Source organism: Erythrobacter sp. MTPC3 (assembly GCF_042854385.1).
In the GTDB taxonomy this organism is placed as follows: domain Bacteria; phylum Pseudomonadota; class Alphaproteobacteria; order Sphingomonadales; family Sphingomonadaceae; genus Erythrobacter.
The window spans coordinates 180507-207309 of sequence record NZ_BTGP01000009.1; the positions used below are offsets into that span (position 1 = coordinate 180507).

Annotated in this window: 17 protein-coding genes; 13 read left to right on the forward strand and 4 right to left on the reverse strand. The window is 58.7% G+C overall.

Annotated elements, in window-relative coordinates; translation table 11 throughout:
* Window positions 1-66: 66 nt before the first annotated feature.
* The 6 genes from ACGHU1_RS13315 (at window position 67) to ACGHU1_RS13340 (ending at window position 15724) form a co-directional block, all read left to right on the forward strand.
* Window positions 67-5175, forward strand: coding sequence for a DEAD/DEAH box helicase (locus ACGHU1_RS13315; protein ID WP_390587701.1), 5109 nt, complete (start codon window positions 67-69; stop codon window positions 5173-5175).
* Window positions 5172-7973 (forward strand): helicase-related protein, encoded by a 2802-nt coding sequence (locus ACGHU1_RS13320; RefSeq protein ID WP_390587703.1) that lies wholly within the window; start codon window positions 5172-5174, stop codon window positions 7971-7973. Before ACGHU1_RS13315 ends, ACGHU1_RS13320 begins: the two co-directional genes overlap by 4 nt.
* Window positions 7973-11932, forward strand: a complete 3960-nt coding sequence (locus ACGHU1_RS13325) for an Eco57I restriction-modification methylase domain-containing protein (RefSeq protein ID WP_390587704.1) — start codon at window positions 7973-7975, stop codon at window positions 11930-11932. Before ACGHU1_RS13320 ends, ACGHU1_RS13325 begins: the two co-directional genes overlap by 1 nt.
* Window positions 11929-12207 carry a hypothetical protein gene (locus tag ACGHU1_RS13330; protein WP_390587705.1) on the forward strand — a complete coding sequence of 93 codons (279 nt, stop codon included), beginning with the start codon at window positions 11929-11931 and terminating at the stop codon, window positions 12205-12207. The genes ACGHU1_RS13325 and ACGHU1_RS13330 overlap by 4 nt, the downstream gene beginning before the upstream one ends.
* A 176-nt stretch (window positions 12208-12383) precedes the next feature.
* Entirely contained in the window at window positions 12384-14924 is a 2541-nt protein-coding gene (locus ACGHU1_RS13335; protein WP_390587706.1) for an ATP-binding domain-containing protein, read from the forward strand.
* Entirely contained in the window at window positions 14921-15724 is an 804-nt protein-coding gene (locus ACGHU1_RS13340) for an HNH endonuclease (RefSeq protein ID WP_390587707.1), read from the forward strand. Before ACGHU1_RS13335 ends, ACGHU1_RS13340 begins: the two co-directional genes overlap by 4 nt.
* A 186-nt stretch (window positions 15725-15910) precedes the next feature.
* Here the strand turns inward: ACGHU1_RS13340 and ACGHU1_RS13345 are convergent, their stop codons facing one another.
* The 3 genes from ACGHU1_RS13345 to ACGHU1_RS13355 are packed head-to-tail and all read right to left on the reverse strand — an operon-like array spanning window position 15911 to window position 18892.
* A complete protein-coding gene (locus tag ACGHU1_RS13345; RefSeq protein ID WP_390587708.1) occupies window positions 15911-16408 on the reverse strand; it encodes a hypothetical protein in 498 nt (165 codons plus the stop codon).
* Window positions 16405-17136: a hypothetical protein gene (locus tag ACGHU1_RS13350; protein WP_390587710.1), complete on the reverse strand. Its 732-nt coding sequence runs from the start codon at window positions 17134-17136 to the stop codon at window positions 16405-16407. Before ACGHU1_RS13350 ends, ACGHU1_RS13345 begins: the two co-directional genes overlap by 4 nt.
* Complete coding sequence (locus ACGHU1_RS13355; RefSeq protein ID WP_390587712.1) at window positions 17129-18892, reverse strand: hypothetical protein; 1764 nt, start codon at window positions 18890-18892, stop codon at window positions 17129-17131. Before ACGHU1_RS13355 ends, ACGHU1_RS13350 begins: the two co-directional genes overlap by 8 nt.
* A 603-nt stretch (window positions 18893-19495) precedes the next feature.
* Here ACGHU1_RS13355 and ACGHU1_RS13360 point away from each other — a divergent pair.
* The 5 genes from ACGHU1_RS13360 to ACGHU1_RS13380 all read left to right on the forward strand — a co-directional run bounded on the left by ACGHU1_RS13360 (window position 19496) and on the right by ACGHU1_RS13380 (window position 23597).
* Window positions 19496-20383: an exonuclease domain-containing protein gene (locus tag ACGHU1_RS13360; RefSeq protein WP_390587714.1), complete on the forward strand. Its 888-nt coding sequence runs from the start codon at window positions 19496-19498 to the stop codon at window positions 20381-20383.
* Between the two features lie 81 nt (window positions 20384-20464).
* Complete coding sequence (locus tag ACGHU1_RS13365; protein WP_390587716.1) at window positions 20465-21349, forward strand: hypothetical protein; 885 nt, start codon at window positions 20465-20467, stop codon at window positions 21347-21349.
* A 104-nt stretch (window positions 21350-21453) separates the two neighbouring features.
* Window positions 21454-22119 carry a hypothetical protein gene (locus tag ACGHU1_RS13370; RefSeq protein WP_390587717.1) on the forward strand — a complete coding sequence of 222 codons (666 nt, stop codon included), beginning with the start codon at window positions 21454-21456 and terminating at the stop codon, window positions 22117-22119.
* 11 nt (window positions 22120-22130) lie between these two features.
* A complete protein-coding gene (locus ACGHU1_RS13375) occupies window positions 22131-22925 on the forward strand; it encodes a hypothetical protein (protein ID WP_390587719.1) in 795 nt (264 codons plus the stop codon).
* Window positions 22926-23021: 96 nt separating this feature from the next.
* Window positions 23022-23597: a hypothetical protein gene (locus tag ACGHU1_RS13380; protein WP_390587720.1), complete on the forward strand. Its 576-nt coding sequence runs from the start codon at window positions 23022-23024 to the stop codon at window positions 23595-23597.
* A gap of 700 nt (window positions 23598-24297) precedes the next feature.
* Here the strand turns inward: ACGHU1_RS13380 and ACGHU1_RS13385 are convergent.
* On the reverse strand, window positions 24298-24861 hold the full coding sequence (locus tag ACGHU1_RS13385) for a hypothetical protein (RefSeq protein WP_390587722.1): 564 nt from the start codon (window positions 24859-24861) through the stop codon (window positions 24298-24300).
* Window positions 24862-25335: 474 nt separating this feature from the next.
* Here ACGHU1_RS13385 and ACGHU1_RS13390 point away from each other — a divergent pair, with 474 nt between their 5' ends.
* Together ACGHU1_RS13390 and ACGHU1_RS13395 are read left to right on the forward strand one after the other, a co-directional pair.
* Window positions 25336-25905, forward strand: a complete 570-nt coding sequence (locus ACGHU1_RS13390; protein ID WP_390587724.1) for a hypothetical protein — start codon at window positions 25336-25338, stop codon at window positions 25903-25905.
* A 271-nt stretch (window positions 25906-26176) separates the two neighbouring features.
* On the forward strand, window positions 26177-26710 hold the full coding sequence (locus ACGHU1_RS13395; RefSeq protein WP_390587726.1) for a hypothetical protein: 534 nt from the start codon (window positions 26177-26179) through the stop codon (window positions 26708-26710).
* Window positions 26711-26803 lie beyond the last annotated feature (93 nt).

Consider the following 26803-nt stretch of genomic DNA (forward strand, 5'->3'; position numbering starts at 1 on the left):
GAATTTCGCGCCATAAATCTGTTCGAAGATGCGTTAAATGATTACGCTAAGGACCAAGGAGTGGTCATGAATGTATTTGAACTCGATGCTGATCTAATCGCGCGTTACGAGAAGTTCGCCCGATCTTTTACTTCGATCCGGGCTGATGACCTGCGTCAGCAAGTGGATGCGATTTACGAAAGTGGAAAATTCTGGCCGGAAGCGCTGATCGGCCTCAACCCGGAGTTCAAGCGGGGACGGCCGGTCGACCAGCTGGTCAGCGATGGCGTCGTAGACCGCGATCTTGCAAAGGTGTTTTCCCTCGGTTCTCCACGAACGCCCATCAGCCTTCATCTTCATCAAGACCAATCGCTGATGAAGGCGCTCCAGGCACGAAACTATATCGTCACGACCGGCACCGGTTCGGGCAAATCGCTTTGCTTTTTCGTTCCCATCATCAATCGTATCCTCGCAGCGCGTCGTTCTGGTGAGCCGCGCCGGACTCGCGCAATTGTGATCTATCCGATGAATGCGCTTGCGAATTCACAGCGCGAAGAACTGGAAAAATTCATTGAGGATTGCGGCCTCGACGCCAACCTCAAGCCAACCTTCGCTCGATACACTGGGCAGGAAAAGGAAAGCGAGCGGGAAAAGGTTGCCGCCAATCCTCCTGACATCATCTTGACCAACTTCATGATGCTCGAGCTGCTCATGACCCGACAAGATGAGGTCGATCAAAAAGTTGTCGCCAATATGGAGGGCCTTGAATTTCTGGTCCTCGATGAATTGCATACCTATCGGGGACGCCAGGGCGCAGATGTCGCGATGCTGGTTAGGCGCGTGCGCGAGCGCATGGGGTCGAGCAAGATGCTTTGCATCGGGACATCGGCGACAATGGCATCGGGAGAAGAGGATGCCGGACGACAGGCCGTAGCCGAAGTCGGGTCCATTCTTTTCGGTAGCCCTGTAGCTGCGGACGATGTGGTCACCGAAAGTCTGGTGCGCAGAACCGACGGGATGCCATCAGATGCAGCCCTGCGTTCGGCAGTGCTCAATCCCTTGGCAGAAGCCGACTTCAAGGGGTTTGCTGACGATCCTCTGGCGTGTTGGATCGAAATGAATGTCGGGCTGGAAGGTGGAGAGGTGCTCAAACGGCGCACGCCGCGCACTTTGACCGAGGCGGCTGCCGATCTTTCGTCCGCAACGGACCTAGAGCAGGACCAATGCAAGAGGGCTCTGGCCGAACGATTGATAGCCATGAGCGCCAGCCACAATGACCGGCATCAGGCGTTCATGGCCTTCAAGCTGCATCGCTTTTTGTCAGGCGCGGGAACAGCCCAAGCGACGTTAGCAACTGCGGGTATCAGGCGCGTATCGCTGGCTGGCGAGATTTATGACCGGCAAGAGGAAAAAGCGCGGCTCTATCCGCTGTTTTTCTGCCGCGAGTGTGGGCAGGAGGTCCACAGCGTTTCGATTGACGACTTTGGCACGGTGATCGCGCGCCCGATTGATTTGAGCCCACGTGCAGACGGTTCTGGCACAGACATTGAACACGGCTTTCTTGTGCCTGATGCGCGCGCAGATTTGGCGTTCACGGGAACGATCGAGGATTATCCAGCCTCGTGGATAGAAACAGGTCCCACGGGCCAGCAGCGCCTCAAGAGCAGCCATCGTGGTAAGCACGAGGGCCGCAGGATGTATCTCAGCCCGGAAGGAAAGAATGATCCCGATGGCCTGCTGTGCTGGTTCTTTCCTGGCCCCTATCGGTTCTGCCCGCAGTGCCAACACGAGCCCGCGCCGCAAGCGCGCGACATCAACAAATTGGCCGGTCTTTCAGCGGAAGGACGAAGCTCTGCTACGACCTTGATCACCTCGGCCGCGCTCGATTGGATGGATCGCGCGGGAGAGCCGGACAACAAGTTTCGACGCAAGCTACTCGGCTTTACAGATAACCGACAGGATGCGGCACTCCAGTCTGGGCATTTCAATGACTTTATTTTCGTCACGCTGTTACGCGGGGCAATGTTGCAAGCCGTGCGATCAGCCGGAAGCGATGGTCTTTCTCACGAGGACTTTGGTAATGCGCTGCGCAAGGCGTTGGGATTTGATCCGGAGTTTCGCGAACGCCGTAAGGAATGGATGCTTGACCCGGATCCGGTCGGCTTTGCGGCTCTCGACGAGTCCAAGAAGGCTATTAACCGCGTGCTCGCGCACCGACTTTGGAATGACCTGCGTCGAGGCTGGCGATACACTAACCCCAATCTCGACCAGCTTGCGCTGATCAGGGTCGACTATCCAGGCATCGCAATGCTCGCGGCCGATCAGGCTACCTGCTCGGGCGATTATCGCGAGCGCAAGAGTGACAGTGAAACGAACGGTTTCTCAATACTCGCTGACGTTCCTACCGAAATTCGCCAGAAGATTTTTGCGCTTCTTTTCGACCACATGCGGAAAGGGCTTGCGATCGCTGCGGACGCTCTAGACCACACTGAGCTCGAGGCGATCGCTGCAAAATCCAGGCAGTTCCTCAAAGACCCATGGGCGATTTCGCTGGAGGAGGAGCATAACGACCTCAATTCCCAGACCGCTCTTGTGGTGGGAACGCAGGGAGGTAAATATGATCGCATCCTCCGCGTTTCGGGGCGTGGCGGTCTGGCTCGACAAATCTCATCCGAAGTTGGAGGTTTGCCATTGGCTGACCGCGAGTCGCTGATCGAGGCGATGCTACTCGCGGCAGGGCGACATCAGATGGTGCGCGAGTTCGCGGCTGGGCCAATGCTGGGCTGGAAGCTGGCGCCTGGCGCGTTGCGCCTCGTTGCAGATGACGGAAGCGCGAAGCCCAGTCAGGACAATCGGTTTTTTGCCGAGCTCTATTCCGATGTCGCTACTCGGCTCGCGTCGCCCGGTGACATGCCGCTGGGTTTCGAAGCGCGCGAACATACCGCACAGGTTGATGCACTGGTCCGCGAGCTGCGCGAATGTCGTTTTCGCTTCGGTCCGAGCGATAAGGAGAGAATGGTCGAGATGACCGGGGAGGCCAAAGTTGCGGCAGAGAAGCGCGATTTTCTCCCTCTCCTCTATTGTTCCCCAACAATGGAGCTGGGTGTCGATATCTCGCAGCTAAACGTGGTTTACCTTCGCAACGCTCCGCCGACCCCCGCGAATTACGCTCAGCGTGCCGGCCGCGCTGGGCGCAGCGGGCAGGCGGCGCTGGTGGTCACTTATTGCGCAGCGCAAAGCCCGCACGACCAGTATTACTTTGAACGAACCCGTGACCTCGTGGCTGGGATCGTTCGACCGCCGGCAATCGACCTTGCTAACGAAGATCTGCTCGCCTCGCACGTTCACGCCGAATGGCTGGCTGCAGCGCGAGACGGCTTAGGCAAGTCCATACCAGAGAACCTGAACATGGATGATGCCAGTCTTCCTGTCAGCGAGAAGCTTGGAGCAGCATTTAAGATTGCTAGCGGCGACGACGACGCCGAAGAGCGTGCCGTCAGAATTGTCGCCTCTGCCGTCGACAAGAGCCATCCCACTGTGGGAAATGCTAGTGAATTCGTCGCGTCCCGTTGGGCCGCAGCGGAGGCGTCATTCGATCGTGCGTTTGATCGATGGCGAACTCTTTACCGCTCTGCAAACGAAGAGCGCAGAGCAGCTGCAGCGATCTCTGATCGCCCCGGAATCTCTACGCAAGAACGCAAGGATGCCCGGATGCGATACAATGCGGCAGACAAACAACTCGAATTACTCGAGAAGGGTGTTTCCTCAGCCAATTCAGATTTTTACACTTACCGCTATCTTGCGACTGAGGGCTTTCTGCCAGGCTACAACTTCCCGCGTCTGCCGCTTTATGCCTTCATTGACAGTGACCGAGGTTCGGCTGTCCTGCAACGTCCGCGCTTCCTGGCTATTGCCGAGTTTGGACCGAACAGCCTCGTCTATCATGAGGGTAAAGCCTATCGCTGCAATCGGGCCAAGCTGCCGGCCGGCACACGCGACAGCGAAAACCATCTGGTCACGGCAGCGGTTCGATGTTGTCACGAGTGCGGCGCTGCCCATAGCAGCGAAACCGCCGAACGCTGCATCGTTTGCAATAGCCCATTGACCGAAGATGGCCGCCTCTCGAAGCTCTATCGCATCGAAAATGTCGATGCTGTGCCGGGCGCAAGGATCACCGCCAATGATGAGGACCGACAGCGACGCGGATTCGACTTGCGAACGATTTTTGAATGGGACCCTGTTCGGCAAGAAAGCCTACTTCTTAAAAGCAGCGAGGGGCCCCTTGCTGCGCTGCGCTATGGTCCGCAGACCAAGCTATCGCGGGCCAACCTCGGCTTGAGGCGGCGTGCCGATCAGCAAAGCATCGGTTTTGACATCGATACAGTCTCGGGTCGCTGGCTGAAAAACGAAGCGCAAGGGGAAGATGAAGGCGCAGATCCGAAAGGGGCGCGGCGACAATCGATCGTCCCGGTTGTCGAAGACACGAAGAATGCGCTCCTTCTGAAGTTCGATCAATTTATCGATCTGGATCAAACTCAGATGGCGACACTCCAGCACGCAATCGTGCGCGCCATTGAAGCCGAGCATGTTCTTGAGGCTGGTGAGTTGCTTGGCGAGCCTTTGCCAACACGAGACAATCGAAAGGCAATTCTGCTCTATGAGGCTACCGAGGGCGGAGCCGGAGTCCTCAAGCGTCTCATGGATGGCCCGGAGCGTTGGCGACGGCTTGCTGAGGTTGCTCTCGATATAATGCACTACAAGATCAGTGAAGAGGGTATTGAGCCGAAAGAGGATGCCTGCGTCGCTGGATGCTATCGCTGCGTCCTGTCCTATTACAATCAACCTGATCACGAGCTGATTGACCGCCGCGATGAACACGTAACTCGCCTGCTTCTCACGATGGCAAATTGCCAAGAGGATCGAGCCGCCACCGTTGCGCACACGGGGGGCGAAATGCAGGCCTGGTTTGCTGCATTTGAAGAGTGGGGATGGCCTGCTCCTACAACAGAAACGATCAATGGAATTACCTATCCGTTGGTTTGGCCGAGTATGATGGTCATGGCCGTTACAACCCCGCCCAGCGATGGGCTCAAGGAACGCTGCGTTGAGCTTGGACGAGAGCTTATTCTTATCCCCACAAAGCCCGATACATCGCCTCCTGAAACGCTCGGTGCAGCCCTTGGAGTTCCGGCATGACTGTCGCATCGATCACGCCTTCGCAGCTTCAGATTGGCGATCTCGTGCACGCTCGAGGAAGAGAATGGATTGTCCTTGGCAAACCTTCCGAGAGTCAGGTGCGCATTCGCCCACTGTCTGGCTCGGAGGATGATGCGATCCTAATCGCACCGATGCTCGAACGCATACCCATGCGCGAAGCGAGCTTTGTTCCGCCGAGCGTCGATCAGCTAGACACGCAAAATGCAGCGCAGCTTCTCACCGATGCTCTTCGGCTATCGTTGCGCAGGGGGGCGGGGCCCTTTCGAAGTGCAGCACATTTAGGGGTTGAGCCACGCGCTTATCAGCTCGTGCCCTTGCTTATGGCAATGCGTCTCGATGTGAAGCGTATGTTGATTGCTGACGATGTCGGCATCGGAAAAACGATCGAAGCGGGCATGATCTTGCGCGAGATGCTCGATCGCGGCGAGGTCGACAGCTTCACCGTCTTATGCCCGCCGCACCTTGTCGACCAGTGGGTTGGTGAACTTGCCGAGAAGTTTGACATCGATGCCGTAGCGGTCACTTCCGCGCGAGCTCGAACACTCGAGCGGGGCATTGCGCTAGGAGACACGATTTTCGGTGTTCACCCTTTCACGGTCGTTAGTCTCGACTACATAAAAGCCGACAGCCGCCGCGAGACTTTCGCTCAGGCCTGTCCTCGCATGGTGATCGTCGATGAAGCGCACAGCTGTGTCGGTGGCAGCGAAAAGGGCACGCAGCAGCGGTTTGCGCTCTTGCAACGCTTAGCAGAAGATGCAGGGCGTCACATGCTGTTGCTCACAGCCACTCCGCATAGCGGCAATCAGGACGCTTATGCGAGGCTCTTGAGCCTGTTGCATATAGATTTAGCGAACTCGCCAGACACGCTCGATGGCAACGCACTTGAGCGATATCGTCGGCGGCTTGCTCAGCATTTCGTGCAGCGTCGTCGGCCCGACATAGCCGGACATTGGGGTGAGGGTGGAGCCTTTGCTGTGCCCATGAAGGCCGACGCGCCTTACAACCTCCTCGGTGATTTCCAGACATTTCAAGAAGACGTGCTCGAGTATTGCCTCGGCGTAGCAACGCGAGCCGATGGAGCGCAAGCCCGGCGTCTCGCATTCTGGGGCACTCTTGCCCTGATGAGGTGTGTCGGATCATCCCCTGCTGCCGCTCTTAGTGCCTTGCGTAACCGTCTTGGAGGGATGGCGGAGGAGGGACTTCTTGCGCCGGCCATATTCGACGATGACGACGATCAGTTTGCAGAGACGGACGTCGAACCCGCGACCGCCGGGGACAGCGAAGAGACTGTCGAGCTAAAAAAACTGATCAACCAGGCAGAGAACCTAGTCTTTCGCTTCGCAGAGGATCCAAAACTTCGAGAGCTGGTAGTTCAAGTCAAGGATCTCACCGAGGAGAAGAAGGCGCGTCCCGTCATCTTCTGTCGCTTCATTGCTACCGCTGAAGCAGTCGGCGAGGCGCTCCGGGCAAAGTTCAAGTCGCACACAGTCGAGGTTGTTACCGGAAGGCTGACGCCCGAGGAGCGCCGCGACCGGGTCGAGGCGATGATCGACCACCCGAACCGCATCCTCGTTGCAACGGATTGCCTGTCCGAAGGGATCAATCTTCAATCGCTCTTCAATGCCGTTATCCACTACGACCTCAATTGGAATCCGACGCGCCACCAGCAGCGAGACGGTCGCGTCGATCGCTTCGGCCAGCAAGCCGAGAAGGTGTGGTCGGTGATGATGTTCGGCCGGAATTCAATCATCGATGGCGCGGTAATCAAGGTGATCACCGAGAAGATGAAGCGGATCGAGAAGGAGACCGGCGTCGTCGTTCCGGTTCCAGAGGATTCGTCTAGCGTATCGAATGCGCTGATGCAGGCCATGCTGCTGCAATCGAATAAGCCACGTGCTCAAGGCATTTTCGATTTCGGTGATGCTGATGCAAAGCTTGAGACCCAGTGGCGCAATGCTGAGGAAACCGCCACGAAGAGCCAGACGCGCTATGCCCAGACGGCATTAAAGCCTGAGGAAGTGCTGCCCGAGTGGCAAAAATTGCGCGATCTTCTGGGCGGTCCTGAAGAAGTAGAGCGCTTTACCCGGCGTGCGCTTGCTCGCATCGATACGCCACTTGGTGAGCAAGTTTTGCATTGGCGAGTGCGCTACGATGAATTGCCGCAGCAACTTCGTGAGAAGCTCGTGGCGCGCAATCTGACCGGGACACGCACAATAGGGTTTGGTGACAAGCTGCCGCCCGATGTCGGCCAGGTTGGCCGGACCCATCCTCTGGTGGCGACGCTCGCGGAAACGATGGCCGAGGGAGCACTCGACCCGGGAGGAGTTGAAGGCAAGGCGGCCCTCGGAAGGGCCGGCGTATGGATGACCCGCAGCGTCGATAAACTCACGACGCTCCTCGTTCTGCGCTTGCGCTTCAAACTCGTCACAAGCGGACGGAGAACCCTGCTCGCCGAAGAGGCCACCGGGTTGGCGTTTGGGCCAAATGCGGTTGAGCCTTGCGCCACAGGGAGTGAGGCTCTTGCACTGCTGGAACATCAGGCGACCCGCAGCATTGAGCCGCCCGCCAACAGGCGTCAGGTTGAGAATGCTCTTGACCGGTTGGAAGAATATCAGCCCGCGATTGCTTCATACGCGGCTGAGCGCGCCGCTACCCTCTCGCACGATCACGAACGCGTGAAGGCGGCGACAAGGGGCGAGGGGGTCACGACCACCGTCGATGCGGTTTTGCCTGCGGATGTCATCGGCCTTTATGTCCTCGTGCCGGAGGCCAACTGATGGCGCGCCGTTCTTCCTCCACCGAACTCGGCCTTGTCTCGCTCACCATCGAAGGCGGGCTTATCGCGCCCGAGCAGGTGCAGAAGGTCATCGCCTCTGATCGCACCGCCAAGATCGCCGAGTCCTATGCCTGCCCAAAAGGCACCAGCCTTGGCGACGAGATCGCGCGCTATTTCCGTATCGGCCAGGCGCTCTGGAGCGACTACGACAAAGCCGAGGCCAAGACCATTTTGCGCACAGCCCAGTTTGCGCGTGACCTGATGACCCAGTGCTTGGGGTTCACGGACCTCGCGGGTCCTGTCGAACACCGCGAGGGAACCCGCCGCTATCGTCTCGCTATAGAAGCCAAAGATGGACGGGTGCCGGTGGTTGTCGCGGCTCCGGTCGACGAGGGCGACGCATTCGCCAAGTCCCAGCCGGAATTTGGCGATGGGGAAGGCGGGCGCGCGCGCCGCTCCCCTAGCGCGCTGTTGCAGGATTGGCTCAACGGCACCGAACACGCCCTATGGGGTCTCGTGTTCGCCGGCGACCGCGTCCGCCTCATGCGCGATAATGCCAGCCTCACCCGCCCGGCATGGATCGAAGCCGACCTCGGCGCGATGTTCCGAGACGAGATGTTCGCGGACTTCACCGCCTTCTGGCTCCTCGCCCACGCCACCCGCTTCGGCGCGCCCGATGCCGCCCCTTCTGACTGCCCGCTCGAACAATGGCGCGAGGCAGGGCTCAAACAGGGGGTCGAGGCCCGCAAGGACCTCTACGCCAACGTCGCCACCGCACTGGAAGAACTCGGGCAAGGGCTGGTCGACGCCAATCCCGACTTGCGGGAGAAGATCACCAGCGGCGCGCTCCCCATGCAGGCGCTGTTCGAGGAACTGCTGCGCACCGTCTACCGGCTAATCTTCCTTGCCGTCGCCGAGGACCGCGACCTGCTCCACCCCCGCCGAACCCCGCGCGAGGCACGCGAATTATACGCCTCCGGCTACAGCTTCACCTTCTGGCGCGAACGCAGCCGTCGCCGGGTAGCGCGCGACAAACACCATGATGCGTGGGAGGCGATGAAGGTCACGCTTGCCGCGCTCGAACATGGCCAGGAGATGCTCGGCCTACCCGCGTTGGGAGGCCTCTTCGCCCAATCCTCCACCCGCCACCTGAACGAAGCGAAGCTACCCAATCGCGCCTTCCTCGCAGCGCTGTTCTGCCTTGGCTTCATCCGCAAGGACGGCGTCACCCACCGCATCAACTGGCGCGACCTCAAGACTGAAGAACTGGGCTCCGTCTACGAAGGCCTCCTCGAAATCCGCCCCAGCCTCACCGCCAGCGGTGAGTTCCAGCTCGGCACCGGGGCCAAGGGAAATGATCGCAAGACCTCCGGCTCCTATTACACCCCCGACAGCCTCGTCGAATGCCTGCTCGATTCTGCGCTCGATCCCGTCCTCGAACGTGCCGAGGCGAATGGCACCACGCCCGAAGAGAAAGTCGCCGCCATCCTTGATCTCAAGGTGATCGACCCGGCCTGCGGATCGGGCCACTTCCTGCTCGGCGCCGCCCGCCGCATGGCCGACCGCGTCGCCCGCCTGCGCAACGAGGACGCGGGCAAGGAGGACACGCAGGCCGCGCTGCGCGATGTCGTCTCCCGCTGCATCCACGGGGTCGATCGCAACCCGATGGCGGTCGAACTCGCCAAGGTCGCGCTGTGGATCGAGTCCGTCTCGCCCGGCCAGCCCCTCGGCTTCCTCGATGCCAATATCCGCTGCGGCGACGCGCTGCTCGGCGTGTTCGACCTCGCCGTGCTCGAAGACGGCATCCCGGATGAGGCCTACAAGCCGCTCACCGGCGACAGCAAGGACGCGGCCAAATACTACAAGGCCAAGAACAAGACCGAAAAAAAGGGGCAGGGCACCTTCGATTTCGAACGCGGCACCGGCGTCATGCCCCCGCGCAAGCTCGCAGCAAACCTTTCGACCATCAAGCGGATGCCCGAAGACACCGTCGGCCAGGTCGAGAAGAAGCGCGAGGCGTTCGAAGCGTGGCGCAACGATCCGGCGCGTTACAGCACGCGGGTCGCCTGCGATCTCTATATGGCCGCCTTTCTGCTGCCCAAGACCGAGGTGCCGCTGAATTATCAGCGGGGCGAGGTGCCGACGAGCGAGGATGTCTGGAAGAAGCTCGGCGGCGGGCAGGTCTATGGCCCGCTTGAGGGCGCGGCGGTCGAGGCGGCGGGCGCGGCGAGCGCGTTTCACTGGCCGCTGGCCTTTCCCGATATTGTGGTGGGCAAGGGCGGCTTCGACGTCGTGCTCGGCAATCCGCCGTGGGAGCGGATCAAGCTGCAGGAGCAGGAGTTTTTCGCCGGTCATCCGGTGGCCGAAGAGCCGAACGCCGCCGGTCGCAGACGCGCCATTTCCAAGCTGGCCGAAGCACCCGAAGGATCGCCTGACCGCAAGCTCTATGAGTCGTTCCAAATCGCCAAGCGCATTGCCGAGGCGACCAGCGCCTTCGCTCGAGTGCCGGGAGACAGCGGCGGGCGTTACCGCTATACCGGCACGGGCGACGTCAACACCTACGCGCTGTTCGCCGAGCACTTTCTGAACTTACGCGAGGATAGTGGCAAAGCTGGAGGGGTCTTTCCTCTTGGGATCGCTACCTCAGAAACGCTATCACAATTCTTCGCCTCATTGATTAGGAAGGGCTCACTCTCTAGCCTGATTTCCTTTTCAGAAATTAAAGCGTGGTTTGCCGGGACAAAGGACAATCAGTCCTTTTGCTTGTTGACCATGGGACGTTCGCGAAGAGCTAAATTTGCTTTTAGACTTGATGCTATTAGCGAGTTGGAGAACCCGGAGCGATTATTCGTTCTTTCCCCTGCCCAGATCATCCAAATAAACCCGAACACTAAGACTGCTCCGGTATTCCGCACCCGCCGCGATGCTGAACTAACCGCTGCAATCTACGACCGAGTGCCGGTGCTGATCGACGAAAGCAAGGGGGCGGAGGGTAATCCTTGGGGGGTTTCGTTCATGCGAATGTTCGACATGTCCAACGACAGCGGCCTGTTTTATACGGCAGAGCAACTGCGGGCTAATGGCTGGGTCAGGAGTGGCACTGACTGGACGAATGATGCTGAGCGCATGGTCCCTTTATACGAGGCCAAAATGATCAACCATTTTGATCATCGATGGGGCTACTACCCCGAAGGTGCCACTGAAGATACAAGGGCATTGCCGCGTTTAACAAGGGAAGAGCAAAGCGATCCAAGTATTGAGACGTCCTCAAGGGTATGGGTTTCAGCGGCTGAAGCAGCTCGTCGTAGGGAGGGAGAAAAAGCAGATTGGCTTTTTGGTGTTCGAGGAATTACAAATACTACAAACGAAAGAACTCTCATATCATGCCTCTGGCCATTATCTGGTGCCGGAAATAGCTGCCATATTTGGAGCGTGAGCCAGAATATTTCTGAAACATCGATTGCTTGTCTCTACGCAAATCTCTGTGCGTTGACGTTAGATTTTGTTGTTAGGCAGAAGCTCGGTGGGACAAACCTCAATTATTTCTATGTAGAGCAATTCCCCGTCCTCCCCCCCAGCGCCTACTACGAGGCCGCGCTCGGCTTTATCGTCCCGCGCGTGCTGGAGCTGACCTATACCAGCCATTCCATGGCCCCCTTCGCCCGCGATCTCGGCCATGAAGGCCCACCCTTCGCCTGGAACGAAGACCGCCGCGCCCAGCTTCGCGCCGAGCTCGACGCCTGGTATGCCCTCGCCTACGGCCTCACCCGCGACGAACTGCGCTACGTCCTCGATCCCAAGGACGTGATGGGCGAAGACTACCCCAGCGAAACCTTCCGCGTCCTCCAGAAGAACGAAATCGCCAAATACAACGAATACAGAACCCGCCGCCTAGTCCTCGCCGCCTACGACGAACTCATGGCACAAGGCCTGCGGCCGAGAGTGGAGGGGTATCGGTGAGCGGGATCGATCCGGAATTGAACCTCGATGGTTTCACGATGGCATCCTATCACTTGGAGCGCGGATGCCGGAATTTCATCGAGGTGGCGCGCCTGCTGGCGCTTGATCTCGACTGCGACATGGAACGCCTGCGACCATACTTGCGGGCATGGTTCAACGGCGCACGCGATGCGATGGAAGATGCCGGTTACGATATGACCGGCGCAAGCACGGCCGACGAAGTGGCTGCGGCCATGAAATGCTGGAATCTCTGGGCTTTGGCCGATAAGTCTTGACGAACTCACGCTAATTGGGGGACAATTTGGAAGAGTTAAAACCAGTCGCACGCGAGGCACTCGATGCCTTCGAGACGATTTCAAGCGCTGCATCAGCGGAACTTCGCGACAAGGGTATCAGCTTTGGCAGCCTCGCGAGCGTCAATCAGTCGACCGCCGACAACGTGGCGCGCAACATGGCGCAGCGCAATGCCGAACGAACCAGCGACTTCCAGCGTCTTCGTTACGAACCGTCCATCGCGCGGATCGTCGTGATCGACGAGGACGAGAAGGAGGAGACGATATACGTCTCTCCCGTAGGCACAGTCACGGCGCCCGGCCTTGTCTCTTGCAGCTATCTGAGTCCGAAGGGGCGCCTCGCATCGCTGCCCGTTGGTGGCGGAGCGGACATAACCCTTCCCGGCGGTAGGCGCTGGTTCGATGTCGTCGCCAAGATGACATTCAAGCCCGGCCAGTCAGGTGGGGACTGGGATTCCCGCCCGGCTGTCGAATATCGTCAAGGTAAGGGCCCTCGGACCATCAAGTCGCTGCGAGAGCTTCTGCGTGATGCTGGTCTTTCGGATGACGTAGCAAACGCTGTGGCCGATTGGCTTGGCAGCGAGGAAGGCTCCGAGAACGTCGTCGAAGGACTGATGCGTGAAACGCTCACAGCGATGCAATTACGCGTGGCGGCATTGTTGGATGAATTTCAGGACGAGATCCTCCGCCTGCCAGTCGATAGTCAAATCGGTGTGCTTGGACCTCCCGGGACCGGCAAGACCACGACGCTCATCAAACGCCTTCGCAGGACGGTCGACATTCAGCACCTGTCTGAAGAAGAACAGGCCCTTGTTGAAGGGGCGGACGAAGCAGGACTGGAGCACCCGAACAGTTGGGTTATGTTCACACCGACTGAACTGCTCCGGCTCTACGTGAAGGAAGCTTTAGGCAAAGAGGGTGTGCCAGTTCACGATCAACGGCTCAGGGTCTGGGATGATTTCCGCCGTGATGTATGCCGCAATGACCTTGCCATTCTGAGCACTGGGACGCGGTCCGGAATGGTCATGAAGCCGGACCTGCCAGTGTTTCAACCAGAGACTTTGCAAAACCAGATCGAATGGTTCGAAGCATTTGATGCCTTCCAGAACGAGCAGTTCGTCACCCAGCTGCGCGTCGAGGCGGATCGCCTGGCGGCTGCGGAGGACGCTCGCCTCGCAGCCATTGGGCGGCGGGTGCTTGGACTGGTTGAGCGTGGGACGGGCAATACAATCCAGCTTTTGGGCGAACTCGCGGGGGTAGCAGATGACCTCCGCAAAGCCGCCGGCGAAATGGCAGGGGACATTCAGAAGGCACTTGAGGAGCCGCTGCATTCGTTTGTTCGCGCCGACCCCAGCTTTCTCGACGATCTTGCGGCTTTCGTAACGAAATTGCTTGCTGAAGCCGCTGTCGAGGCAAGCGAGGAGGTGGAGGACGAAGTCGATGATGACGATGATGACGAGGAATCCGGCCGCCCTCTTTCCGGTCGTAAGCAGACGCTCGACGTATTCCGCAAGGCCATGCGTGCTCGAGCGATAGGACAGGCAACCAGCCGCACCCCCGGATCGAGGACACGCGCTGCACGACTGCTTAATTTCCTCACGGAAAGGGGGCTCGAGCTTCCTGATTTGAAAGCAGTTGGTAAGCGCCTGCTTGTGCAACGCGCAGCCCGTAGGATTGCGAATTCTCCGACGACATGGTTGTCGAGATTGCCATTGCGGTATCGGCAATTTCGCAGAGCCATGCGAGCGGACGGTCAATGGTATTCGGACGCAACCTTGGCCGGAAGCGATGCTCATCCGGCCGAAATCGATGCAATAATGTTGGCCATTGTTTCACAAGCTCGCGCCGTATCGAATGATCGCCTTCTTCAAAGCAGATTGGGAGACCGGAGACCAGCAATCCTGGACGCCGTAGCGAACCTTCGCCGAAATCAGGTTCTGATTGATGAGGCCACTGATTTCTCCCCGCTGCAACTTGCGATAATGCGTAACCTGGCTAGCACTTCGACAGATGGCGTGTTCATCTCCGGAGACTTCAACCAGCGTCTCACGACATGGGGTAGCCGGAATGAGACGGAATTAGAGTGGGCTGTTCCCGGCATTGATCTACGGCGCATCGCGATCTCATATAGACAGAGTCGCAAGCTAGCCGACTTTGCGGCCAATCTGTCGAAGCTGCAGGGAGCAGAGATTGCAGAAGAAGGCCCGACCGGGTTGGACAACGAAGGCTTCGACCCAGCTCTGGGCCTAGGTTTGAGGGATATGGTAGATCGAGCCAGTTGGCTCGCATCACGCATCGCCGAAATCAATCGTTTGAGCGATGGAGCCATGCCGACGATTGCTGTCTTGGTCGAGAACGAGAACGAAATGGACGAGCTCGCGAGCACTCTTGGCAAGCAGCTTGAGCATTTGAATATACAAGCGGTCGCATGTCCAAAGGGGCTTGTTAAGGGACAAGAAAACGACGTCAGAATTTTTGATGTCCAGCACATCAAGGGCCTGGAATTCGAAGCGGTCTTCTTCACGAATGTTGATCGGCTTGCTGCCGAACAACCCGAGCTATTCGATCGTTACATCTATGTCGGTGCAACGAGAGCCGCTACCTTCCTCGGGCTGACAGCAAATGGTGACGATCTGCCGACAGTGCTTGGCCAGCTGAAGTCCGATATGTGCAATAGTTGGGACGTAGCGGCGCAATGATGCCGAATCCAAGCCTGGGTCTACGCCGAGCAAGCGCGCACCCGATTTTTCGCGTCGAACTCGAACAGGCAGCCTTCAATCATGGCTTCCGGAAAGCCAATGGGATTGCTGACGGGTGGCTGTGGTTCAAATCCGACGAGGGCGTTCCGGGAGAGGTGGCGCTTGCCAGCGGTATCAATGAAGACGGATCGCCATGGTTCTTGGCGGTGGAACACGCTGGCGTTGCGGTAAAGCTCGCCGAAGAACTCGGCGATGCGCTTGTCACTCCCCCACCCGCGCAATTCAAGATTGCCTTCGCTTTCGCCGACCAAGCAGCCCTACGTAAAGCCCTCTCCCGCGCCTTCCATCTTGCGCGCAGCTTGCCCACGTTTCCACTGGCGCAATACGAGTCAGAAGTCGCGGGCCTCGGTGACACCGAGGTCGAGAGGATCGTGAAGGAACGCGTCGGCCAGGGCTATTTTCGCCGCGCTCTACTTGATTTTTGGGATGGCCGCTGTCCGGTAACTGGCATTACCGATGAACCATTGCTGCGGGCCAGCCACATCGTGCCATGGGCCAAATGCCGAAGCGATGAGGAGCGTCTCGATGTTTTCAATGGCCTCTTACTGGCCGTGCATTGGGATGCAGCATTCGATAGCGGTTTAGTGAGTTTCGACGATGAGGGGAGGGCTCTTGTCAAGCCAGCACTCAGTGATGCCGCTCTGCAATTATTGGTTCCCGAGGCTGCTCACCTCATCCCGCTCAACGACGCCCATCGACGACAATTATCTTGGCATCGAGAGCACTTCGGTTTCCGCTGAGATCGGTCCGGACAGTTCGTTTTTTGCTCTTTGAACCGATGCCTAAAAGCGGTGATCCAAGCTCGCTACAACCTCGCATCTGAAATCTTCCAGCGGCTTGGATGTCCGGCCCTCGACCAACGTCGTGACGACGACCTTCGCACACTCGCTGGCAGGTTTCGGACTATTTTATCAGCATGCATCAGATCACCGCACAAAGATCATGAAGCAAGTCGCGCAACCCAGAAACATACCCGAGAAGCAAGCCCCGAATAGTAGCGCCAAATGTCGGGCTTTCGGGCTATGAACTTCGGCACGGGTTTCCGCCGGGACAAAACCAAACATGGGATGATACCCGACCTTGGCTTCGGCCAGCTCCCGCGCTTCCGCTAACGCTTTCTCGGCCCGATGGATGGTCCCGCTCAGTCCGGAAATGTCTCGCTGGAGACGCTCGTAGGTTTCCGTAATCAGCACTGTCTTCTGGCGGTTCTCTTCCATCGCCTGACCGAAGTTCGCCAGGATATGAAAAGGGCTCGCCTTGTTTTCGAGGAGCACGAGGTAGAGCATCCGAACAAGGATCGCCGCCAGCGTCATAACTTGCGCATCGCGATCCACGCGTTGCGAGACCGACTTCATGACAGATTCCTCTAGCGGCGTGATCGCCTGCCCGAACATGCGGGTCCAGAGAGATTCGAGATAGGTCATGGCGCGCGACTTTCGGAGATGGTGTTGGCGAACGCGGCAAGGTTCAAACGCGCCTCGCCCTTGGTCCAGAGGCCCGAACATTCGCGAAGTGAGTCTTGCAGCGAGAGCGCTTCGGCATGCATGGGGTCGAGGATGTCAGGATCGAGCCAAGGCAGATAGATAGACCCGGCCGTGCGCTGGTCTGGCGCCCTGGTTGGCTGGTGGCACATGAAGACCTGGTGCAGTCCCTTTTCGAGCGCCTTATGGCGGTAGGACGATGCGGTTTCATGGCGGCCCGCGAGGTAGAACAATACCACCGTCGCGCCTTCAACAATCGCTTTCATACTCGCCGCAATTTTGACCGTGTCTCTGAATAGAGATGGCTCAAACTCGAGGATGGCGATCCGGCCGGCATTGTCGAGCCTGGCGTTCAACGCTTTGCCGACGCGGTCCTGTTCGCGCGAGGCAAAATGGCGATGCCGGTCGGGGCCACGATCCCTAAAGGCGGCGCACGAATTGCCACCGACCTCAATGATCAGCGCTTCTACAGCGAGGAGATATTCGAGGACGAGGCAAAAGGTGCTCGCCCCTGTGCCGCCGCCTCGCTTGGCCAGGAAAATGGTGGGCGCGATGTGCGCTTTTCCCGATGGATCGAGGGTAAGGAACGCCGTTTCATCGTCCCATTGCCGCTCCAGATCCTGGCGCAGCGCGAGGGTAGCGGCATCCACGGTAACAAGTTCATTAGTCATTCCAGTCGTCCTCTTCGTTATCGAAATCGTAGAAGGGCAGCCTGTCCGAAAGGCGGTCGATATCCGGCCTTGCGAAAGTCGATTCGTCGTCAGGTGGCGCCTTGCGATCGCCTCCTTCGGAGGCAATGGACCGGTGTTCTTCCGGCCCTCCAGGTTGAGTCGAAGTTTGTTCAGGGGTGTTCGGTTCAGAGGGGGCGACAGCGTCTCGGCCGCTGATATGGGTAGGCGTGGCTGGGCTTTGACCATGATCGTCGGACGTCAAGCTGATCCGATCGGGCGAGACACCCTCGCTCTCGGTATCCGGCTCTGGCTCGCGACCGTAAAGACCGTCGGTCGATACAGTCCGCGCAAGATCGCTGACTTCATCGTTTTGGCCGATATCGCTGGAAGGCTTCTGACTATGCGCGTCCACATCGCTATCCCAATCATGCCGAATTACAGGCTGCACCGTCGTGACGGTGAAGATCTCAGAACTTGAGTTTTCGTAACCGTCCTCACCGTCGCGCACGGGATATCCGAACCGGTCCAGTTTGAACGGGTGCCCTTCGATTACCGCATCCCTGATGCTGCGAAGACGCACCAATTCTGCGTCTTTTGAAGCGCGCGCATCGGCTTGTTCTTCGAAGCGGGCATGCGTTTGGCTGCTACGCATCGCGGCATGCAGTAGCGCGTAGAAGGCATCCTCGCTGTTAAGTCGGTCCCCAAAGATTTCCGCGAGGCGCGACAACTTGTCGGTAACGTCGCCGACCCATTCGTGGGCCGGGCGCGTATCGGCATGGGCGGTGTCGATCACACGGCGCATAACATCGATCTCGAGCCATGTCGGTAGATCGGGATAGGTCTTGTGCTCTTGCTGCCTGATGAAGTTCACCAGCACTTGCAGCTTGCGCCGGTCCTCGTCCGTTTCGACACCCAGGATCTTGCCGATCCGCTCGAGATCGCTTTCGCGCACGAGATCGAAGGCATCGGCATAAGCCTGCGCAAGCCCGTCCGGAAGCGTGTGTGCCGCCTCCATGAGGCGAGCTGCTCCGAGCGTTACGCCGGTGCTTACCGACAGTTCTTCCGGGAGGAATTTGCGCGCGGTTGCAATGAGCCTGGCAGCCTTCTCATCGCGTAGACCCATGGCAAGATCAAGCAGACGCGCGCCGTCTTCCGACAGGCCGGTGCGATAGGCTTCGCATAGCCCCGCATCGAACGCGGCTAGCCAGGGATTGTCGGGATCTTGATAATCAGGATCGTCGTGCCCCCACTGAACCAGCGAGGCGATAGTATCGGCCTCGCTGGCCCTGCGCCGCGCGATCGCGGACGGTGTTACCCCTCGCGCGATCAGGTCCATCACGAAGGGCTCGGCGATCCGGGCGATGCTGTCGCGCGTGTGCTCTTCTCGGCTTCTGGGCACGAGTTTCGTGCCATCATCCTTGTCGCTTAGGAGGTCGTATTCGAGCTTCCACTGATGATAGACCACATGGGCGACCAGCGCTTTCGATATGGCGCTTTCGGCCTTTGCCCGGGCCTTTCGCAGCTGTTTTTCGACCTCTCGCTTGGCCCGTTTATAGGGCCGCATATCGAGCAATTCGCTGCGCAGATAATGTCTGCTATCATGTGCCCTGCGGGTGAGATTTCCATGCTCATCGCGCTCATCGATGTGCTCAAGCGCGGCGTTGAACGCATCGAGTTTTCGCTTCACTTCGGGAAAGTCCTGAGCGCATTGTTCGAGAGCTTCGCCAAGCAGTGTTTCAAGAGGTGATTGTTCCATGCTCGCAATTTTAGGATGGGAATTTCGCGAGCCCAAACACGGTCGCAAATTTTTTTGAAGCAGCCAAGGAAAAGGCCTGATTATCCTCTTGTCGACACTGCTCGAGTTCGCACTAGACCTGGAAAATCGTTTGGGAGGGAGGGTCTGTTCCGATCCGAACGCAATTTTCAAATGCATGCGGAATACAATACGAACGATTTCGTTCGGACCGTTCGGAACGGTCACCTCAAGCCATTCCGAAGACTTTTGCCGAAATCTATCGAACCTGCTTTTTTATGCGCAATACCGCAAAATGGTATGCACCAGTGGCGCGAACCATTTTGCTGCGCTCGTTCGGACTGAAGGTCCGACGAGTATAGCTCGCCAAGGGCTCGCACGTCAGCTTTGAGAAGCTTCCTTGCGTGGTGCGGCCTGCCATGGCCTGGGGCGGTGTGGCGACACCTTGGGGTTTAGCGGACCCTACCGCTGATAGCTGCGGGCCGAATCTCATTTCGATAACTTCAGAAGGACCTGCCGGTTGAACCGGCGAGGTGAGTGGAAAAGAGTGTGAAACACTCGGCCTTCGCCTCGCCGGTTCGACTACGAACCGAAAGGCAAAATCATATGAATATCGAACACCTGAATCCTGAAAACGAGGACGTCGCACGGCACCTTGCAACGGACCCGAATTACCGCGTCCTGCGGGCCGTTCCTCGGCCCTATTCGAATGTGCCGAAAGGCGCGCCATCCGACGCACGCTGCGTGGCGCTGATTGACCTCGAGACGAGTGGCCTTGATCCCGCGAACGATCGCATCATGGAACTTGCGATCATGCTCGTCTGGGTCGGCGAGAATGGTGAGGTTCTCAACCACATCGCGCCACGGGTGTGGCGGGAGGATCCGAAGGTCGAGATCGATCCCCGCATCACCTGGATTACGGGCCTTGCGAACCATCACCTCGTTGGTCGGAAGATCGCCGACGAAGAGGTGCTCGCGATGCTGGACCGCGCGGACCTGTTGGTGGCGCATCACGCCGCCTTCGAAGTCAGCTGGCTGGAGCGCCGCTATCCCAAGCTCAAGGGCGCCGCATGGGCGTGCTCGATGAAGGACATCGACTGGCTGCGGGCCGGGATGGACGGACGCGCCCAGCAGTGGCTGCTCGCGCAAGAAGGATGGCACAGCAACGCGCATCGTGCTGGCGACGATGTCTGGTCGCTGTTCTGGCTTCTCCAGCAGCGCCGGCAGGGCTGGGGCAAGGACCCCGAACGCAGTCATCTCAAGCGTCTGCTCGAAGGTGCTGATCGCACCACCGTGCTGGTGCAGGCGACCCGCGCGCCGATCGGCAAGAAGGATGTGCTCAAGGCACGCCAATACCGCTGGAACGCCGCGCAGCGGGTGTGGGAGAAGGAGATCGAGGAAAAGCTCATCCCGCATGAGGAGGCCTGGTTCTACCGAAACGGGCTGTCGGCGCCGACGCTCAGGACCGTAACCGCCCACGAGCGGCACCGCTGATCCCTTCCACCCAATCCAACACTCAACCAGCAAGGCCCGCCGACCGGCGGGCCTTTGCTTTTTCCGAAAAGGAATATCGCCATGACAAATCAGTCAGACCGCATGGACAAGCTCGTGCAGGACCTCGAACAGCAGGCTCGCAGTTTCGCAGCCCGCAACAGCGGCGAAGAGGGCAGGTCAACTCGCTCTCTCATCGTCGCCGATTTCGAGTTTCTCTGGGACCGATCACGACACCATGGATACAAGACCCAAGAGGGCAAGGATGCAGCGCCGATCCGATGGCCATTCGACAGGATCGCGGCGTCGAGCTGGATTGCTCTCAACTTCGTCGCCGGCGAGAAAAGCCCGCGGATTGAGGGGCCGTTTATCCGGACGATGGAAGACGGTAACGAGGTTGGCATCGTTGAGAGCCTGTTCGAGGCATTACGCGCCGATCCTCGGGCCTCATTCGTCACGTGGGGAGGAGAGTTCCGCGATCTGCCAGTCCTGCGCCGTTGTGCTACAGAAAATGGCCTTATCCTTCCCGAGCAGTTGCGCAACCTCTCGCCGCACGCAGGCGAACGCGTTGATCTGTGTCGGGCCGTGGCGGGCTTGGCGGATAACGCGCACCTCGGTGAGTATGCAGCGGCACTCTCAATTCCAGCCAAGCCGATAGCCGCCAGTTCCATCGGTAAACTTGTCGAGAGAGGTGAGTGGACACCCGTTCGAGAACAGTGCCTCGCGGATACGTTGGCGACTGCGCTCCTTGCGGTGCGTCACTGGGTCGCTCTCGGACAAATCACCTGCGACCAGATGGCGACCGATCTCGCCATCGTCGATGCGGCACATGCAGCACAACCCAACAGCGAGTTCGTGACCCGCACGCTCAAGCCTTGGGTGCGGGCGCGGCATGCTCGCAGCCGACTGAAAGGCTCGGTCTATCACGCCGCTGACTCAGTGATCCGGGAAGGAGAGACCGTCACGTAGACATCGCACTGGCCAACCGCCTCTCGCGGACACCTTCGATACCCCGTCAACCTTCCAGGGCCGTCCACGATCGTGTGGCGGCCCTTTTTCAATGGAGAATACCAATGCCCAAGAGAAAGACCTCCAAGGCGCTTGCGCGGACGAAATCGACAGCTCCTGCGCTGCAGCAACGCTTCGCTATCGCTGATACGGAAATCCGGCCCGAACAATTCTACCGCCTGCCAGAGCGGCAACCAACGGAGCGTGGACCCTGGTCTGACGAACCCGAGAAGATCGCCTGGAAAGACCATGAGACCGGACTGGACTGCATCATCCTGCGACAGGAGAATTCGACGCTGTCCGGCTACGTCTCCGTCGATCCTGATCATCCGCTTCATGGCTACAATCATGACGCCCTTCCTCGCGCCGTGCGCAATGTTTGCCATGGCTGCGTCGATTACGCCGAACCTTGCCGAAAATACGGACCCGAGGCGGTCCGCGTGTGTCATATCCGACCGACGGGGACACCGAGCCACGCGCCAGGAGAAGATCACCATGACGACAAGTGGTGGTTCGGGTTCCGGACATCTCATTCAGGTGACCTGGTTCCAGTCGGCATGAAGCCCCATCGCCACCGCGAGGAAGGCGAGGTGTATCGAGATATGCATTTCGTGTTCCATGAAGTCCGCAATCTGGCGCGCGCGCTGAAAGCGTTCACGCATCGACCTGTCGAGGGAAGCAGCAAGCCGTTGCAGATCGGCTCTCGCGCCATCGACGAAGATCAGGCGTGATGGAGGCGAACATGGACAACCGTGCTTACCAGGACCGCCGGAATGCCAGCCTCCCCTGGGGCTACTGGCTTCACGTGGATCCGGGTCGGAATGACCTCATCGATGAAGACGGCAACCGCTGGGAAAGCGTGCGTCATTGCCTCTGGAACGGTCGCCTCGGAATGCCGGGTCGCTATTCGGAACTCATCGATTCCCAGCTCGAATTCATGCTCACGATCCTTGCCGCGCATAGTCGGGACCTCGTGCCTATCGAGGAGCGGGTTCTGGATCTTTGCGAGGGATCGTGGACGCTGCGCGCCCATTACGAAAACTGGCTCGAAGCCGTCGGTTTGCTCACGGAGCGTGGAGCCTACGGCCTGACGGCCGAAGGCCGGGCGGTCCTGCTTATGCTCGCTTCGACCCGTTCGACAGATTATGCGGGTCTTCCGATCGGCCTTGGCTCACTCGGCCTCACTCGCGGCCTCGATGGGGGTGCCACGCGCGAATATCGCGAGCGCGTGCTTGCGGAGATTGAAGCCCGCACCACAGACCTGCCTTTCCGGTTCGTGCGCGATACACTGGAGGGTAGGGCGGCAATCAAGCTGCTCGGTGCCAGAATCGGGAGCAACATGCCACTCTCGAGGACGCTGTGGGCGATCGAATTGCCCGACACCCATGCACGCGACCGGCTGTTCGCCTGGATGGCCCTACGAGTAGAGCGCTGGCAGCCCTGGGGTTCGCTCGCGAACGAGCAAGGCGCGCAGGCCCTGAGCGAACACTTCCTGCAGCTTGCTCTCGCTGATCAGCCGTCACAGCCTGACGGATAGCTGAGCGGCCTTTCAGCCACCATTTACAAAAACCGATTTCTCCCGAGCGGGCGGCGCCATTGGCGACCGCTCGCTCGTGCATTGAGGAGCACCAAAATGATGAAACACCCGCTGATCATTCCCGACCGGATGATAGCACTTTCCCTTCTGCCTCCACCTGCGCTCGGACAGCCGCCGTTCCCGTTCGGTTTTGGCGCGTTCGTTGTCGAACAGACTCGTCGAGGTGAAGCGCGGTTCGAACTTCATGCCCATGGTTTTGGTGCGGGATATCGCCCGGAGGCCTTGCGCGAGCGGCTGCAACCCTTGTTTACGCCCGACACGTTGGCGCTCATACTCAACTCTAATCGTAAGCTCTGGCCAACTATCGGGCTGGAGCGCAGCGCCGATGCAGGCCAGCTGGTCGAGCACGTGCCAAAATCCGGCCTTCGGACCCAGGTCCAAGTATCTGTGCCCGATCACCTTCTGAGGAATGCCGCTGGCATGGCGAACGTCCGGCTCCCTTCTCGAGATCCGTCGCCGCTCGCACGTATCCGCCAGCTCGGAGCTGAGGCGCAGGCGGCGTGGATTTGTTATCTGTTCTCACGACGTGCTTCCACAGAGCGTGGCCGGCTGCTCGCCAGTTTCGAAGCGTGGCAATGTCTTCAAGAGGCCAGACGATCCGTGCTGGCCTGATCCGGGCGGGGCGGCAGCGCTCCGCCCCTTTTTTGGATCCGCACTCGGGCGCGGAGCGTGGTCCCTGCCAGAGAAACCAATGTAATCTCGATCCCCTAAAAAGAGCCGCGGCAGCGGCGCGCTATTTGAGGGACCTCTTCGCATTCGCGAACCCGGCCCGGGAAGGCGCCGCCCGGCAGGGCGGCCCTTCGCCGGGTGACCTTCCGGGCACCCGGCACGGCGCAATAGCGACCGTTTCCAGATCCTTTGGACAGACGACGATTTTGATAATCGTCGGTGAAAGGAAAAATCTCCAGACGCCGCCGGCGCAAAGGAATTCTTGAAATGAGAAATACAAAATCACGAGCGCTTCGCATGCTTGGGCACAAGTTGAATTCAAGAGTGGAGAAAGGAAAAGCCCGACGGATGACCTGTCGGGCGCGTCCGCCCTAGGCGGACGCCGTAGGCGCCTTCCGGCGCCGTGGGGGACGCAGGCCTTTTTCTGCGTCCCCCTGCTGACGGCCCTAAGAGGCAAACTTTTTCCTTCCCTTTAACCGTTTCTTAAATCCCGCAAGGTTACGGCGAAGCCGCGGGGCCGGGCCCGGCCTCCGCCTTTTCCCCTCTACCCCCAAATTCAAAAAACCCTCCCTTCGTCGGGTTTTCGCGCGCGCAGGCGCGCGTGAGGAGCGGCGCTAGCCGCCCCTCACGCTCTTCATCCCATTCAATCTACAGGGACGAATGCCCGGGGCAGGGTCTGGAAGTCGTAGATCACCGGCGTTTCGTTGATCCAGCTCGTGACCGGCATGCCCCGATCGGAATTCGTCACCCGCTTGCACAGATCGCGATAAGCGAGGTCGAAGCCTTCATCGTGATAGGCGGACTCGCCGTCCCGGATCTGCATCCTCCCATTAGAGTCTGCGGTGATCTGCTTGCCGCCCGGGAAGACGAGGCGCGGCTGGGAGCGCGTGCTACCCTTCCAGATCGAGCCGCGTTCGTGGACGATGGTATCCATTGAGCCATAGGTTTCGAAATAGGTGAGTTCGAGGTAAAGCGGGTCGTCCGCCTGATCGTGGCTTATCTCCACATAGATCAGTTCCCAGTTCTGCTCGAAGGCGTATTCGGCGAGGTCGTATCGCGCGAGGTCAGTGAGCTTTGGGCCGCCCATGACTAGCGCGTCGAGCGTTTTTCCGCGCCTCGTCGCCCGTCCCGCGAATTCTGCTTCGATTGCTCGCAGGATTGCGTTTGCGCTGTGCAGGTAGGGCGTTGTGGATGTCAGGTTATACATTTCAAACTTCCTTTTTTCTGGCGGCTTTGCCGCGCTGAGGGATGTCGAACCCGAAGCTGGATATTTTCCTTTCCAACTTCCTGATTCACTCCTCATATCTGTCTGTAAAAAATGTATTTTTTTGGCGCGGGCCCGCTCAATCCTGCTACTGATTTTCTGGCTGCACATTCCGAAAGTGGTGGCCAGAGACGGCCTGTATGTTGTGTCAGTTCTGCGATCTGACGGTAATACTGTCCTGGTCTGGGACAGTCATTCTCGTGGCGTTTGGATTTCGAAGAAAACCATCCTTCTAGCCGTATGTAGACCCGCAGGAACAAACTCGACGAGATGAGCACAATGCAGCCAAAACCCCAGTCGAAAATGAAGACGACGAGCTTTATCAGCGTTGCAGCTGCAAGAGCTCTTTACCACGCATGCCGATTTGCGCTTCCCCAGGGAGGGTGGCAGTCTCGGAATGGGTGTCCGCCATCCAATGTGAGCGCACCTGTCGCGCTGAATTTGATGGTCACCATTCAGTGGAACCTTACGAAAACCGGCAAGGACCACTTCGCTGAGCTCAGAAATCAGCGCTTCTGCCGTTGGCTGAGGACTCGCTGCGAGCAGCTGGGTATCTCAATCGCGCCGCATCACGCATACGCGCGCGAAAAGAACCATGTGCATTGGCTGGTCCACGTTCCTGAGCAACTGGTAGCAGAGTTCAAGGATCTGGTGCCGCGCTGGATCACAAGTCTTGAGCACAAAGGAAAAGGTTCGCGCATACGCGCTGAGAACCACGACCCGGCACCAGATGGCGCTGTCAAAATCCATAGGGTTCGCAACAGCGTGGCGGCTCGTAAATATCTCCTCAAAGGCATCAGCCCTCGAGACGCTTTTCGCTTCGGAATCAAGCGCGTAGAAACCCAAGGGGTAGTCGTCGGTCGTCGAACTGGTGTGAGCCGCACTTTGGGCAGGGCTGCAAGGAAGAGGGCAGGCTACAAGTCTCAAAGGCCGCTCTGGCAACGCGGCAACGGTCGTGTTGTGTCATCATCCCCTTCGATCCATTGAATGAGCCACGTTGAGGGCTTGCGCACGACGCTTCATGTAATGAGTCAAATCAAATCGTCGTCCTCCGGCCTGTGCGGCTCGCTCCTCCGCTTGCAAGCACGAAGCGCTGCGCAGTTCTGCTGTTCGGCAGTTTCAATCTTCTGAACTCGAACCAGAGTGACTGAGAAGCCCTTCAGGATCATGTTTTGACATCAACGGTCGCTGTCGAGATCTTCGCAATTCTCTTCCGTGTGAAAGAGGGCATTTACCAGTCCACGTCTAATCGTGCGGGATGATGATGCAGGACCCGGTTGTTATGTGGAACGATGACAACGCTTTCTACGACGATGGCGAATGGATCACTTGGTCCGAGATCAACTCGCATCTGGAGCGATTGGAGTTCGAAGCACGTTTCCCCCACCTCGATGTAGATTTAGTGCCCATTTTTCAAAATCTGCTCGCAGTGGCTGAGGATTACCACGATCTCACCGGCAGTCACTTGCAGCTCTACGGCGATCTGGGTGAGCTTTACGGCGCGATCACTCACGGGATCAAACTTCACCGCAATTATGCGCAAGGGTCGGACGGAAAGCTCGGCAATGACTTTGTCGAGATAAAGACCATCACGCCGTTCAAGAGCAACGACACCATCACCCTCAACCTGAAGCGCAATTTCAGCAAGGTGCTTATCGTGAAGATTGACAGCGAGTTTGAGGTCCAAGGCAGGCTGATTGATCGCAAAGCTCTTCCCAAAACCAAGGGCGACACGCTGCGCCTAAACTGGGCTGACTTAGCAACTGGACCAGAACGCTCGGTCACCGCGTAAATTCCGTAAGTCCCTTCCTATTGTCGATAAATCTTGAAAGTGGGGGCGCGGGGGCGGCCAGCGCGTTAGTTGAAGGCAGAAACTGGGCCGAAG